The organism is Chryseobacterium indologenes, assembly GCF_002025665.1.
GTDB classification, from domain to species: Bacteria; Bacteroidota; Bacteroidia; order Flavobacteriales; family Weeksellaceae; genus Chryseobacterium; species Chryseobacterium metallicongregator.
This window is the reverse complement of sequence record NZ_CP018786.1, coordinates 2,067,591-2,082,162: the sequence shown is the minus strand read 5'-3', so window position 1 is coordinate 2,082,162 and position 14,572 is coordinate 2,067,591. Positions and strand designations below refer to the sequence as shown.

Sequence of the window (14,572 nt, the reverse complement as noted above, 5' to 3'; positions counted from 1 at the left end):
TATGTTAAAACATGTATTAAGAACACTGTTCGTATTGTGCGCAGCTTTTGCCATTACAGCCTGTTCTTCAGATTCCAATGAAGCTCCGGAAGCAAAAACCTCATTAAAGCTGGAACTTAAAGTAGTTCCTGACAATATTCAGGTTAAAGAATATAAAAACCTTTCGATCAGTTTCAAAGAGTTAAATTCAGGATTTACTATTACTCAGGAACTTAAAAACACCAACGTTTTGCAAGTTGTCCTTCCTTCAGGAACGTACAACATTACTGCGGAAGGAAGCATTATATATGGTGATAACTCCGGATCGGTAGAAGCTAAAGTTGCCGGCGTACAAAACGGAATCGTTATCAATGGTAATGAAACCAGCAAAACGCTGGATCTCTCTTTGAAATCAGGTAACAGCAGTGATCTGATCTTAGAAGAAGTCTTCTTTACCGGAACAAAAACACCACAGGGAGCGATGTATTTCGGTGATCAGTATTTTAAAATTACCAATAATACGGACAAGACTTTGTATGCAGATGGTATGCTACTAATTCAATCCAGTTTTATGACCAATGAAAAACAGGATTACAGCCCCAATATCATGGCAACTACTCTATCTGCAGGTGCCATCATCAGAATTCCGGGAAATGGAACCATCTATCCCGTAAAAGCCGGAGAATCCATTATTATTGCAGAAGACGCTATTAATCATAAAGATTTCAACCCTTCTTCTATTAATCTATCCAATGCCAACTTCCAGATTTTCAAGGAAGACTCAGATGACATTGACAATCCTACCGTTCCGAAAATGGTGAATGTTTTTGAAAAAATGGTAATTCATACCCAAGGATATTATGCCTATGCTTTGGCACGTATGCCACAGGGAATGACTAATGAAACTCTGGTTGCTCAAAACTCTTATACTTACACATATAACCTTACCATTAACGGTGATGTATATCCCATGGACGGAACTGCTGTTAAAATTCCTAATGAGTGGATCACAGATGCCGTTAATTTAAGTGTACAGGATTCATTCCAATGGCTGGTAACTTCACCTTCTCTAGATATGGGATGGACTTCTGTAACTACTTTTGACGGAGATAAAAATCGTTTCGGAAAAGCTGTCCGCAGAAAAGTGACAGGAAAAACAATAGATGGTAAAAATATCCTTAAAGATACCAATAACTCCACAACAGACTTTGAACATGGTGTAAAGCCATCTTTATTCAATTAAAATGAAATATTTTCTTTCCATATCTATCCTGTTCAGCTCCTTTTCAGGGATAAGAATGCATGCCCAGATCAATGACACTATCACAGAGAAAGTGCGTGAAGAATATAGCTTTGAAAGGCTTATTAAAAACAGTATTACCATTAATCCGGCCAGTTATTCCGGGGCAAGGAAGTATAGCAGCACTATTTTTAATGTATTGACAGAAAAAAGCAACACTCCTAACCAGCTGCAACAAAAAGGAAAAGGAATAAACTTATGGGGCGCGGAAGTGTACAGTTTACAGAAGCTCGATGATAAAACTTCAGTTTGGGGAAATGCTTCTTACACACAAGGGAAAAATAAGCACATGGTATGGAATGAAAATTCAGATTATGATCTCATCTATCCTTATGTAGCAGCGGACAGTGTGGGTGGTGATATGAAATTTGAAAACTATAGCTTTTCAGGAGGATATTCCAGAAAAATAGACACTTACACTTTAGGAATTACAGGAAGTTACCAGGCAACATTGAGTTACAGAGATATAGATCCACGACCGAAAAATACAGCGGCTCATTTTTCTTTGGCAATGGGAGCTGATAAACTGATTCTGGAGAAGTTCAGAGTTGGAGCTTATGTACATGCTGAAAAATATACTCAAAAACACTATCTGAGCTTTGTAAGCAATCAGGGATACCCTATGATTTATAATATGAGTGGATTGGGAAATTACAACGAGCTGCTTTCCGGAAAACTTCGTCAGGCCTATTACGAAGGTTGGTCTTACGGAGGAGGTTTACAGATCTTTGAAGCAGACAACAGAAACTGGTATCTGAATATAGGTCTTAAAAAGTTTAATCTTGATAAATTATTGACAGAATATGCAGATCTGAATGCCTCAAAAATTGATGAACAGCAGTTTACCTTTTCGGCTGGAAAATTCTTTGATTCAGAAAAAACAGTCTGGGGAATTTCTGCAGAAGGAAGCAGTACAGAAAGAAAAGGAACAGAAAACCTCTTTATGAACGAGAACTCAAGAAATTATATACAGATCGGAAGTGTGGAAAAATACAACCATAAGATCAATACTATTATTTTCAAAGGGCTTATACAGGTGGGCAATGAAAAGGCAAAATCATCTCTGCTTCCCTTCTTTGGATGGGTTCAGGAAAAAGAAAAGTACAGCAGTCCTCTATCAAGAATAGAATTAAGTAAACTTATGTATGGAGCGGATTATCAATGGTTGAAAACTTTCGAAAATCTGCAGACCTTGTCTGTTGTAACAGGACTTTCAGCTACCAATGTCTATCAAAAAGATGCGCTTTTCAACAATTCCGGAAAACCTTCCATCAATACAATGCTTCAGGAAAATTATGTCTTTCAGTCTTCGGATTTCTGGCAGGCAAAACTTGATATTCATTTTCATTTCAACTTCCCTGTCGTGAAAAATGCTTTTGTAGGAGCTAAGATGATCTACAGTAATTTTAACAATGGCAGCAATACTTTATTGGCAGTCAGTATAGGAAGTATATTTTAAACACATGATGATAAAATTTTCAGATATTAAATTATTCGTTGTTCTTGGAGGAATTGCTCTATTCTCTATGCAGCATACTCTTCAACAATACAAAGTAGACTATGGAGAAACTATAGAACAATATAAAAGACCTGTACAATACTGGCCCAAACCTACAGTGGATGCAGAGGTGAAATGGAAAGAATTTGAAGCCATAGAATGGGATTCCAATTATTATGATACACAGGAATTACCCGAAGTAATACTTGGAAAAAAGCTGTTTTTTGATCCCAAACTGTCACAATCCAGCCAGGTATCCTGCAGCAGCTGTCACAACCCTGAACTGGGCTGGGCAGACGGTCAGGAAGTGGCATTGGGAACCGATCATTTGCAGGGAAAAAGAAATACACAATCGCTTTTCAATATTGCGGATCGCCAATCCTATTTCTGGGACGGAAGAGCCAAGACATTGGAAGAACAACTTGTAGGACCTATTTCTGCTCATAACGAAATGAATATGAAGCCGGAAAAGCTGGCCGGAAAACTTTCAAAATTTAAAGAATACAAGAAGCTTTTTAAAGATGTCTATCAAACTGATAAGATTACATTTGATAAAATCGCCAAAGCTCTTTCTACTTTCCAAAGGACAATCAGAAGTCAGCCCAGCAAACTTGATAATTTCATTAAAGGTGATTATAAAGCCATGAGTGATAAGGAAATCTACGGGATGCATCTCTTCCGTACCAAAGCAAGGTGCATGAACTGTCACTACGGAAAAAATCTTACAGACGAATCTTTTCACAACATAGGGCTTACTTATTACAAACGGGAATATGAGGATCTGGGTCTCTATCATATCACCAAAAATTCTGATGATACCGGTAAATTTAAAACCCCTTCGCTGAGAGATCTTGATTACACTGCTCCATGGATGCATAACGGACTGATGGATGACATGCATGGTGTTGTCAGTTTATACAACAGCGGAATGCAGATGATTAACCCTACTCCGGAAGAAAAAAAAGCTGATCCTAATTTTCCGGTCACAGATCATCTGATAAAGCCTCTACATCTGAATGAGCAGGAGATAGATGCCATTGTTGCATTTTTAAAAAGTATGTCCGGAAGCTATTACAAAATGCCAAGACCGGAAATCCCAAGAAAATAGATTAAATAATTGATTCTATAAACAGTAAATCCTTTTATCTAAAGTACTTATTTAGATAAAAGGATTTTTACTATCTTCTAAATTGATAAAATTTTTGTTTAGAATTTGAAGCCAATACTGAAATAGATCCTTGAAAAGTCAAGCTGGCTGTTTCTGGAAATATTCATACTGATAGGACCGATAAGAGATTCGTAGCCAAGGTTTAGTCCATAACCAAACATATCAAAACTGTCATTAAAAGGAGAAAGTTCTTCACTTACCTTTCCATAGCTGAACGAAGGGGTAAGATAAAGTTTTTTCATAATTCTGTACTGAAATGAAATGGCAGCCTTAGCTACCGAAGTCATCGGAAGTTCTTTTTGGCGAAGACCGTTGAATTCAGGGCTTAGCAGATCGTAATTGTATTCGCTCCCTCCCAGATTATACTTTTGATTCAAAAACAGATAGGGAACCTGATCTTCTTTCTTTGATCCAAAACTCGCACCCAAAAACACGTTAGCCTTTACCGTCAGCCTTCTTGTGATCGGGTAAAAAAAGTTCTCATTTAATGTGAATGAAACAAGGTTTTTAGGCTCGGAATAGTAAGATTCTTTTGGATTAAGGATCAGGTACAAGAGAGGCTGCACGGTGTTCAGATCATAAAGCTCATACTGATCTCCGTAATAAAATCTTGTACTCACCTGAAGATGATTTCCTTTTGTAGTAAAATATCTTTTATTAAGATTGTTCTGTTCAAATTTCAGGAAAGTATTGAAATTACTGTGGTTATAAAGCTTCTTGCTGTAATTATCTACTTTTGATTGATCGACCTTATCCAGTAAACTATACATTCTTTCCGTACTAAATTCCGTTCCCAGAGATAGATAAGCATTGGGATTGATGTTATAATTCAGCGCAATCTTTCCGGTTATATTACGGTACATATGGTTAGGAAAACGGTCCCCGCCATCTTCACTGATATCATACAGCCTGAAGTTCAGGTCATTACTTTTCAGGTGAACCATTTTGGCTTCCAGATCCAGCCACAGACGCTCTCCACTGTCTAAGAACTGCTGGTAAGCAAGTTTAGCTTTGAAACGTTCAGAAATATCCACTGTTGCCAGAAATCTTGATCGGTTGAGAAGAATATTTCTGTACGTATAATTGACAATAATCCCTACGGACTGTTCAGTATCATAGTGCAGCGCGAGTTTAAACGCTCCTTTTTTCGCTCTTTTCACAAATACATTCATCACAAGACCATCGTTTACATTCGTGTAGGTATAATACACTTTAACGTACTGGCGCATTCCAAACACACGGTCTATAGCTTCATTAACGGTTTTTGCATCGTAATACTTCCCTTCCGTAAGCCCCATCTGCTTTTTCAGTACTTCAATTTCTGCCGCATCAGTAATAGGCGTTCCGTCTTCTTCATTAAAAGTAAATTTTGTGGTGGGCAGTTTCACCTCTTCAATCATCATATGTTCATACGTAATTCCGGCTTTTCGCTGCGCCTCTGCAAGAGCTACAAACTCAGGCAGGTGCTTTCTGGCTTCAACCTCTCCTATTTTGATAATCTTTCTGAATCTGGCAAAATCCTTCGTTGTAATTTCTCCCAATGGATCTACAAAATCTACGAGAATATTAGAGAGTTCTTTTTGATGCTTAAAATCCTCCACCGAACGGATAGCATGAGTCTGATAAATCATCTTCATCGGGTTTTCAATCTCCTTTTTCGTAAAAAGCCTGAAACCCGTGTATCCACCAATAACAAAATCAGCACCCATCTCACGCACCTCATTGGCTGGATAATTACGATCCAAACCGCCATCCACCAAAAGTTTCCCATCAATATAAACAGGAGCAAAAGCGGCAGGAATGGCCAGTGTAGAACGAATAGCCAACGGTAGTGATCCTTCTTTCTGCATTACCAGACCTCCGTTTTCAATATCGGAAGAAGTAAGCTGCACGGGAATCCTCAGTTTGCTGAAATCGTTGATATGTTTTGCATTGAAAGTAAGCGTATTAAGAACCTCTCCCATGTACTGTCCTTCAATATAAGAACTCGGAAGAGTCGGAAATCCTTTGACTACCGGAAATTCAAGAATATATTTGTCGTATTCATCCTTTTCACTGATATTTACTTTATTATAAGGAATTTTATTGCTCAGAATCCTGTTCCAATCCATTTTATAGATTGTATGTTTCAGCTGATCTGCGTTATATCCCATTGCATATAAACCTCCCAGAATACCTCCCATACTGGTTCCTGTGATATAATCTACTTTAATTCCCAATGAATCAATCATCTTGAGAATTCCGATATGGGCAAACCCCTTTGCACCTCCACCACTAAGAGCAAGCCCAAATTTTGTGTCTTTAGTTACATTCTGAAGAGCAATATTCAGAGAATCATTCTTTTGCTGAGATTTGATAATAAGAGAAAAAGCAATAGCTAAAAATATCAGGATCTTTTTCATTGGTGCTGCTTAATGTATCTGATTTAAACTTTAAAAGTTTTTAATAAGTAGTAAAGATACACAAAAAGTTACCTGATTAACTGACTATTCTGTGAAGTAAATAAATGCATTTCAGTCTATAACTTAAAAACAAATATTCCCTCATTTTTCAGACCAGACATGTTTCCCAATACATGTCAGCTATTTTTAATACGTTTTTATAGTTTCCACGAAATTAATATCCGGGTTAAGGATTTCAAGAATAAGGCTTTTAACCGATTTCATGGCATCGTCAATATTTCCTTTATCGAACTGCAATGAAACCATTCCTTTCTTAGCGTCTGCAAAACTCCATATTCCTGTTTCAATCGGGAATCCCCAAAACTCAGGAAGGTGCTGAACAACGTAATGATAAATACAAAGCTGAAGTGCCTGCTTCCTGTCGCTGTTATGAAAATATTCATCTACATTATCCTGATCAATCTTTACATTGAGATTTTTAATCTTCGCTGTCTTATAATCAATAATTCTTAGAGTACCGTTCAGCTTATCAATCCGGTCAATGAATCCAAAGAAAGAAATTTTATCATTTCCATCGAGAGGAAAATCTATATTTTCAAACCTTCTTTCAATATCAATGATCTCCAGTTTATTGCCCTGTTTTATGAGTTCAAGATCATGATTCAGCACATTTTCAATTACCTTTTTAGCAATGGCCTTATGGATATAATTCATTCCTTTTTCATAGAATTCCGGCTGGTGCTTCAGTTTTTCAATAGCAATATTTATATATTCATCTACTGCTTTAACTGAATTCTTTAAATCACTTTCTTTTAAAACCTTACCCTTCAATACCTCATAAACTTCTTGAAGTGAATAATGGACTAGATTTCCATAATTTTTTATCGACAGCTCCTCTTCAATTTCATCCGTTTCCGAAGTGTTTAAAATCTTGGAAAGGTAGAAATCAATCGGATTATAAAGATAACTCGTCAGATGGGAAGCTGATACTTTTTCCTTCCATTTTTGAAGACGATCCTGTACAATTTGTGTCTTGGAAATTTCTATGGGTTTGGTGGCAATAGGTTCAGAAGAATTTTCAATAATGAGATGTTCGATGTCATGAGAACTCTCCATCTCGATCTGTGTAATGAAACGGCTCTTCTCGCCGGTATTCACTCCAGAGCTTAAAGCATTGTACAGCAAATGTACATTTTTCGCATCCTGAATCAGCCTGTAAAAGTGATAGGCATAAATGCTGTCATTTTCAAGAAAAGTATGAAGATCAAAGAACCTTCGGATATCAAAAGGAATATAGGTATTCTGAGAGTTTCCAAGCGGAAGTTTTCCTTCGTTTACAGAAAGCAGAATAACGTTTTCAAAGTTAAGAAGACGCGTTTCCAGTAGTCCCATGATCTGAAGTCCTCTCAGAGGTTCTCCCTGAAAATCAATACTCTCAGAATTGATATGCTGATTAATCAGGATTTCCAGCGTTTCCATTTTGATCTCAATATTGTAGGGAGTCAACTGGTTTTTGATGATTCTGAATGCATTTTCAAAGTGAGAGACATTCTCATACTGAATATCATCTATCTCAAGCCATTTTACCTGCTGACAGAACTCAATAAGCATATCCAGATAGCCGTTGGTTCCTGTTGCTTTTTGAAGAAGTCCATAATAAGACAGACCACTAAGCAGTTCATGTAAAAGTTTTCGAGAAATATAGACAATATTCCTCTCTTCTACTTTGGCTTTAAAATCATTGATAATCTGTTCATCTTCTACAGATTTGGGAAGTTCTTCCAAAATGGGGAAAACATCTCTGTAATAATAAGACAGTTTGTTTTTTTCCAATTGTTTCTGCAGGTAGAAAAGACGTTTCACTGCATTGGAGAAAGATAAGTTTTTCAACGGAAATCCCATTGTAATATTCAAATTATCAACACCATGCATCACATCAAGGCTGGCAGGAAGAAGGTTTTCATCCAGCAGCACTACCGCAGTATTGGAGTAAGTTTTATTATTGATCTCTTTAAAGATCTCAGGCAATACTTTGGTCTGGGTTACATTCCCGGACACTTCGTATACCTTAATTTTTTTAGGTTGATTAAAATCGTCTTCTATCCACTGAAAAGCCCTGTTATCATCAAACTCTTTCCATGTTTTATGATTTCTAAGGAATTTTCCGGCTTCCTGTCTCTCATCATCGAAATAATAACGGTCTGCCTGAAAAAAGCACTGCGCTTTATTCCACTGCAAAAGGCTTCTTACAAGCTTTTCTTCTACTGGAGTAAAGGCATTGAAACCACAAAAAACAAATTCTTCTTTGGTATTTTTTGCAAAGTCGGCAATCCTGGCTTTAGCCACCTCGTGAATCATTCCGGAAGTTGCCCAGTTCCTCTCCTGCAATCTTTCTTTTAGAACAGGGAGAAAAACGTTCATATTCTGCCAGAAATTAAGAAACTTTTTTCTTGGAACATCGTCATCCTCTCCAAGGTCCTGAGCCCATTCTTTGATCCTTTCCTCATCAAACATATACTGCAGAACTGCCTGATCACTGTCTGAAAATTTGAGAATATCATCCCAATCCTTCTGTAAGGTGGGAAACCATTTCAGAAAATCGGAAAAATCATCTCTTGGGATAAGATTCAGGCTTCGGTATACATCAAAAGAGAAAAGCCACAACGGAATTCCCTGAATAGTCTGATGATCCGCTATTTTATTGATAAGCTCCTCGATGGTAAAAAAGTTGGGAAGAAACCCTGAATAGTTATTTTCCTCCAGAATCTGTCTGACAAACACAATGGGACGTTTTCCGGGTAGAATGATATTAAACGCAGAAAGGTCAGTGTTTTGTGATAGCAGTTCGTGGATGATCTTATTGAGGAATTTCAAAGGGTTTTATAGCTTTTTAAGTTGTCTAGTTGTTCAGAAATCAACTGATTATATTCGGTTTGTTTTTCTTTATCGATTCCATGACGGGTTTCGCTGTCATAGGCCATCTGGAAGTTTTTATAATCAATAGCGATTCCGTTATAAATTGCTTTGAAATATTTATTATAATCTCCAGAATTTTTAATTTTTTCAGCAACAGCCTTTCTGAATTTTCTCACAAATAATTCTGCAATATCAAAATGCTTTTGTTCATGCAGCAGGATATAATCATCCATTCTTTTGACATCTTTCCAGGATTTATCTTCATGAAAGAGCGTTTTAATGGTAATCGTAACCGGCGCTTTTGGATTGGAAGATTTTTCAGAATAAAACTCCCAGCCACAATGGGTATATGCTGCTACATCAGGATTCTTTTTCTTGCTAACCGGGCTTTTAAAGTTATCCCATGTTAATTTTTTGCCTTCTTCCCAGATAATTTTCTGTCCGGATACAGCCTGCGCTGCCAATAAACATAATACAAAAGTCAATCTCATTATTCCACTACAATTGTTTTCGTGATCCAGTTATTTCCTCCATTCCAGAATTTAAAAGTATAAGTACCTTTTCTTTGAGGGCTGAAGTTGATTTGATTCGCTCCCACGTAATTCCCTTGTGTACAAGGTCCGTTGGTAATATATTTATAGGAAGTAACCGTTCTTTCCAGATTGGTATTGTAAACATAATCATATCCGTAAAAACCCTCACAATGAGACGGATAAGTGGAATAAGTTTTGATACTCTGTATCGCAAAGACATCCATGGTATCATTGACAATTTTTACGCTGTCTATTTTGATTTTACCAATAGATTCAATGGTATGATAATCATCATCATCACACGAAACCAGAAGCACGCCTAGCACGAATACTGAAAATCCAATATTTAAAAGTTTTTTCATAACCTTTACTTTTCTGATTATTAACAAATATTAGCAAAAATTATTCCTTATTCACATAAAAATCAGGAATTAAAATTACCTTTTGATACATAAACTACTTTCTTCGTATCAAAAAACTCTTCATCAAAATAGTGTTTAAGATTGAAAATTTCACATTTAAGTCCGGCAAGCTCTTCAGCAAGATCACCGCCTTTCAAATATAAAATTCCGTTATGTTTAGGGTTAAACTGTTCTTTTTCAAATTTCCCCTTCAGCCATCTTAAAAATTCCGGCATTTGAGTTACCGCTCTGCTGACTACAAAGTGGAATTTTTCTTTAAGCTTTTCTGCCCTTCCATGGATAGCCGTTACATTAGTAAGTCCTACTCCATCTGCCACAGCCTGTACCACACTGATTTTCTTACCAATAGAATCAATCAGCGTGAATTCTGTTTCAGGAAAAAGGATCGCCAAAGGAATACCTGGAAAACCACCTCCGGTTCCGATATCCAAAACTTTGGTTCCCGGTGCAAATTCCATCACTTTTGCAATTCCCAACGAGTGCAGAATATGCTTTTCATACAGTGATTCCATATCTTTTCTGGAAATTACATTGATCTTTTCATTCCATTCATTGTACAGACTTTCCAGTTTTGAGAACTGTTCTTTCTGTTTTTCAGTAAGATCCGGGAAATATTTTAATAGTAACGATGCAGACATGTGAATTATTATAAACCGCAAAAATAAGTTTTATTTCTCTTGTATTCAAATCTACTTTTCCTGATCCGGCAGTAAATTCTGGTTTTCAGTAAAATCCATCACTTTGCAATTCCTGGTATGACAGGGACACTCAGGTTTCCTGACGAGCTCACGCTCTGTACAGCAAAAATATAATTGTCTTTCGAAAGCGGAATCTTCATAGAAAGTTCAGTGGTGAATATTTTTTTCTGCCATACCGGACTGTCTGTTTCCCTTGCCAGCACATAATATCCTGCGGGGATTCCGGATTTTGGCTTTTCCCAATGTAAAGTTGTTGAATTTGTCAGTTCCTTCACATCCATTTCAACTTTCTCTGGTTTCGAGGTAGATTTTGCAAGACTTGCCAATACGGCAACATTGGCTGCGACATTCTTTTTCAGATATTTAAAATCTATAAACTCAGGAAGATCACCATACTGCTTATTATTTTCAATTCTTATGTCCTGATGCTGATGATCGTAATTTTCATAATATTCGGTCAGTCTTACAGAAGGAAATCCGTTATTCACAAAGCTGGTATGATCTCCTCCACGCAAAAATCTGTCATTTCTATAGATCAGTTTAATCTCTAATCCGTTGACATATTGTTCTGTAATTTCTTTGATATAACGAGCCAGCTGCCTGGATTCACTATCATTTTCAAAACCAAGATTTCTGATTGTCATTGCCTTTTTATCCAGATCTTTGTAAGGCAATCCTTCACTAAACACACGAAGTATACGGGTGTTGATTTCTCCAGTTTCTCCTGCTTTGGGATTACCAATCATGTCATTATTCAAAACAGCTTCCAGTTGCCCATTTTCTCTTTTAATTTTTTCAGCCAATTGTTTAGAGCCTAACAAAGATTGTTCTTCTCCCGAAAAGGCCACGAAAATGACAGACGCCGGAAACGAAGATTTGCTCAGTATTCTCGCAGACTCTATCACAGCACTTACTCCACTCCCATCATCATTGGCACCAGGTGCTTTGGAAGTCCTGTTCATCACATCAGTAACTCTTGAATCCAGATGGCCTCCGATCAGGAAAATTCTCTTATCATTCGGATCTGTTCCTTTGAGAAAAGCAACAGCATTTCCAAGATTTGCCACTTTATCAATTCGTTTTCCATCCGGCTGAATATCTTCCTGCTGTAGATATACTTCCATTCTTCCACCGGAATTTTTAGCATATTCATTGAATTTCCTGATCACCCAATTCCTTGCGGCACCTATTCCGTGTTTAGAATCATCTATCGAACTCAAGGTATGCCGGGTTTCAAAGCTTACCAACTTTCCTATATATGATTTTAATGAATCCTCATTCACCTGCGAGACATATTTTTTCACTTCGTCATCTTTTGAATGCTTCTGAGAAAAAACAGTACAGGAAATCAGTAATAAAAAAACGGAATACCTCATATAACAGATCTTAGATTGTTAAAGATACAAAACCCTACGCTGCAAAATCATCCCTTATGAGAAATTATTTTAATCTCTTTCAATAGGATTAGTGCCCATTTTTAGCATTTCTGCGATCACATCATCCATTTTTGCTCCATATTTTTTGAGCTTATTGATATCCAGCTGAGCAACATAACCGTCCTTCAGTTGCATTTCCATCGTTCCGCTTTTGGAATCCATATTCATCGCCGCAATGTCTTCTGCCGGATTAAAAGTATAATTCTTAATAAGCTTTCTATATTCTTCACCACTCATCTGCTTATTATTTTTCGGTACAAAAGCTGTGATTGCTTTAATTTTCTTAATCTGAACCAATTCAAAACCATGATCATTGTCCCCGTCCTTAATGGCAACAACAAGCCCCGGAAGACCACTGAATTTGTATGGGCCATCGCTTATGGGAAAATCCTTGCTAAACCACGCTTCCCAAGTTCGGCCTTTATAATCTGCAACCGCTTTCTGGCAGTTCAGATCGTTAATCTTTTTAAACTCATTTTCAATTTTCCATTTTGGGATTTCCTGATCTATAGTTACCAGACTTACGCTTTTGTATTTATCATACAGGTTTATCGTCTTTTGGGAATAGTTTTTCTCAATAATATAGTTCAGATTACGGTCATAATTTTTGCCTTTCAACAATGCAGAATAATTTTTGTCTGCCTGATATACTGAATCTCTTTCATATTTAACAGCATTAGTGAAATAGGATTTTTTTCCATCCGTATCCAGGTTCATATAATCAATCACTACAGAATCCTTTTTTTCAATATTTGGTTTCATCTTATACTCGTAGACAAAACGGTAATTCTGTGCATATAAAAGCGGCACGGATAACAAAAAAAGTGCTTTGAATATCTTCTTCATGGAATTAAGTTTTTGGCTAAAATAAGATTAAAATTAGTCTCATACACCAAAAGAAATGATTTTTATAACCTAAAAGAAGTTTTGACTAAAACCTGACAAAAATCTTTAAAGTACCTTTATTTTTATTACCTCCACACCACGTTTTTATTATATATTTGTTAAAATTCAAAAAAATACAATGGATAAACTTTCAGATAGAGTAAAAAGATTAGGATACTCCCAGACATTTGTAATGTCAAACAAAGCCAGAGAAATGAAAGCCAGCGGAATAGATGTGATTAGCTTAACTCTTGGCGAACCGGATTTCGATGTTCCGGACAATATCAAACAGGCAGCATTCGATGCCATCAATCAAAATTACAGCCACTATTCTCCTGTTCCCGGATTTCTGGAACTGCGTGAGGCTATTGCATATAAATTAAAAAGAGATAATAATCTGGAATATAAACCTACCCAGATTTGTGTTTCCAATGGAGCTAAGCAGGCTATTATCAACGTTTTGGCCGCTATTATCAATGATGGTGATGAAGTTCTTCTTCCTGCACCATACTGGGTAAGCTACGATGAAATGGTAAAAATGATGGGTGGAACTTCTGTAATGCTTCCTACATCTTATGTTACCGATTTCAAAGTGACTGCAGAACAGCTTGAAGAAGCTATTACTGAGAAAACCAAAGCTGTACTTTTTAGCTCGCCATGTAATCCGTCAGGAGGATATTATACCTATGACGAATTGAAATCCATTGCCAAAGTAATTGCTAAATACCCTCAGATAACGATAATTTCTGATGAGATTTATGAATACATTAATTATGAAACGAACACCACTTCGATTGCTCAGTTCCCAGAAGTGTATGAACAGACTGCGGTAATCAATGGAATGTCAAAAGCATTTGCTATGACCGGATGGAGAATCGGGTATTCTGCATGTCCGGAATGGCTGGCAAAAGCTTGTGAAAAAGTACAGGGACAGATGACCAGCGGCGCCAATACGGTAGCACAAAGAGCTTCTATTGTTGCCCTGAAAGCAGATCCTTCCGAATACAGATACATGATTGATGCTTTCAAAAAAAGAAGAGATCTTGTCTATGAACTGATCAAAGAAATCCCAGGATTCAAAGTGGTACTTCCAAAGGCTGCCTTCTATTTCTTCCCGGATATTTCGTACTATATTGGAAAAACCCTTGATGGAACAGAAATTAAAAACTCTGACGACTTTGCCATGTTCCTTCTGGAAAATGCTCACGTTGGATGTGTAGGTGGATTCTCTTTTGGAAGCCCGGAATGTATCAGATTCTCTTATGCCGCTTCTGAGGAAGATTTAAGAGAGGCCATGAAACGAATTAAAAATTTATTGGAAAAATTCAATTAACA

11 protein-coding genes are annotated in these 14,572 nt (G+C 36.9%); 4 read left to right on the top strand and 7 right to left on the bottom strand.

Annotated elements, in window-relative coordinates; all coding sequences use genetic code 11:
• The first annotated feature begins 1 nt into the window (after position 1).
• The 3 genes from BUE84_RS09425 to BUE84_RS09415 are packed head-to-tail and all read left to right on the top strand — an operon-like array spanning position 2 to position 3,885.
• Positions 2–1,222 (top strand): DUF4876 domain-containing protein, encoded by a 1,221-nt coding sequence (locus tag BUE84_RS09425; protein ID WP_079241413.1) that lies wholly within the window; start codon positions 2–4, stop codon positions 1,220–1,222.
• A gap of 1 nt (position 1,223) precedes the next feature.
• Positions 1,224–2,738, top strand: coding sequence for a DUF6850 family outer membrane beta-barrel protein (locus tag BUE84_RS09420; protein ID WP_079241412.1), 1,515 nt, complete (start codon positions 1,224–1,226; stop codon positions 2,736–2,738).
• 7 nt (positions 2,739–2,745) lie between these two features.
• Positions 2,746–3,885 (top strand): cytochrome c peroxidase, encoded by a 1,140-nt coding sequence (locus BUE84_RS09415; protein ID WP_079243900.1) that lies wholly within the window; start codon positions 2,746–2,748, stop codon positions 3,883–3,885.
• A 98-nt stretch (positions 3,886–3,983) separates the two neighbouring features.
• Here the strand turns inward: BUE84_RS09415 and BUE84_RS09410 are convergent, their stop codons facing one another.
• From BUE84_RS09410 to BUE84_RS09380, 7 genes are all read right to left on the bottom strand, one after another.
• A complete protein-coding gene (locus BUE84_RS09410; RefSeq protein ID WP_079241411.1) occupies positions 3,984–6,347 on the bottom strand; it encodes a patatin-like phospholipase family protein in 2,364 nt (787 codons plus the stop codon).
• Between the two features lie 186 nt (positions 6,348–6,533).
• Positions 6,534–9,221, bottom strand: a complete 2,688-nt coding sequence (locus BUE84_RS09405; RefSeq protein ID WP_079241410.1) for a PD-(D/E)XK nuclease family protein — start codon at positions 9,219–9,221, stop codon at positions 6,534–6,536.
• On the bottom strand, positions 9,218–9,754 hold the full coding sequence (locus tag BUE84_RS09400) for a DUF922 domain-containing protein (protein ID WP_079241409.1): 537 nt from the start codon (positions 9,752–9,754) through the stop codon (positions 9,218–9,220). Before BUE84_RS09400 ends, BUE84_RS09405 begins: the two co-directional genes overlap by 4 nt.
• A complete protein-coding gene (locus BUE84_RS09395) occupies positions 9,754–10,158 on the bottom strand; it encodes a hypothetical protein (RefSeq protein WP_034698481.1) in 405 nt (134 codons plus the stop codon). Before BUE84_RS09395 ends, BUE84_RS09400 begins: the two co-directional genes overlap by 1 nt.
• Positions 10,159–10,220: 62 nt before the next feature.
• Entirely contained in the window at positions 10,221–10,856 is a 636-nt protein-coding gene (gene rsmG / locus BUE84_RS09390) for a 16S rRNA (guanine(527)-N(7))-methyltransferase RsmG (RefSeq protein ID WP_034698484.1), read from the bottom strand.
• 98 nt (positions 10,857–10,954) lie between these two features.
• A complete protein-coding gene (locus tag BUE84_RS09385) occupies positions 10,955–12,292 on the bottom strand; it encodes a M20/M25/M40 family metallo-hydrolase (protein WP_079241408.1) in 1,338 nt (445 codons plus the stop codon).
• 69 nt (positions 12,293–12,361) lie between these two features.
• Positions 12,362–13,198 carry a GLPGLI family protein gene (locus BUE84_RS09380; protein WP_079241407.1) on the bottom strand — a complete coding sequence of 279 codons (837 nt, stop codon included), beginning with the start codon at positions 13,196–13,198 and terminating at the stop codon, positions 12,362–12,364.
• 178 nt (positions 13,199–13,376) lie between these two features.
• Between BUE84_RS09380 and BUE84_RS09375 the strand changes: the two genes are divergently transcribed.
• Entirely contained in the window at positions 13,377–14,570 is a 1,194-nt protein-coding gene (locus tag BUE84_RS09375; RefSeq protein WP_079241406.1) for a pyridoxal phosphate-dependent aminotransferase, read from the top strand.
• The last annotated feature ends 2 nt before the right edge of the window (positions 14,571–14,572 follow it).

Bases quoted from the DNA above. Each gene is read 5' to 3' on its own strand.
- rsmG (WP_034698484.1), bottom strand. From the start codon at position 10,856: ATGTCTGCATCGTTACTATTAAAATATTTCCCGGATCTTACTGAAAAA.
- BUE84_RS09425 (WP_079241413.1), top strand. From the start codon at position 2: ATGTTAAAACATGTATTAAGAACACTGTTCGTATTGTGCGCAGCTTTT.
- BUE84_RS09395 (WP_034698481.1), bottom strand. From the start codon at position 10,158: ATGAAAAAACTTTTAAATATTGGATTTTCAGTATTCGTGCTAGGCGTG.
- BUE84_RS09385 (WP_079241408.1), bottom strand. From the start codon at position 12,292: ATGAGGTATTCCGTTTTTTTATTACTGATTTCCTGTACTGTTTTTTCT.
- BUE84_RS09420 (WP_079241412.1), top strand. From the start codon at position 1,224: ATGAAATATTTTCTTTCCATATCTATCCTGTTCAGCTCCTTTTCAGGG.
- BUE84_RS09400 (WP_079241409.1), bottom strand. From the start codon at position 9,754: ATGAGATTGACTTTTGTATTATGTTTATTGGCAGCGCAGGCTGTATCC.
- BUE84_RS09375 (WP_079241406.1), top strand. From the start codon at position 13,377: ATGGATAAACTTTCAGATAGAGTAAAAAGATTAGGATACTCCCAGACA.
- BUE84_RS09410 (WP_079241411.1), bottom strand. From the start codon at position 6,347: ATGAAAAAGATCCTGATATTTTTAGCTATTGCTTTTTCTCTTATTATC.
- BUE84_RS09380 (WP_079241407.1), bottom strand. From the start codon at position 13,198: ATGAAGAAGATATTCAAAGCACTTTTTTTGTTATCCGTGCCGCTTTTA.
- BUE84_RS09415 (WP_079243900.1), top strand. From the start codon at position 2,746: ATGATAAAATTTTCAGATATTAAATTATTCGTTGTTCTTGGAGGAATT.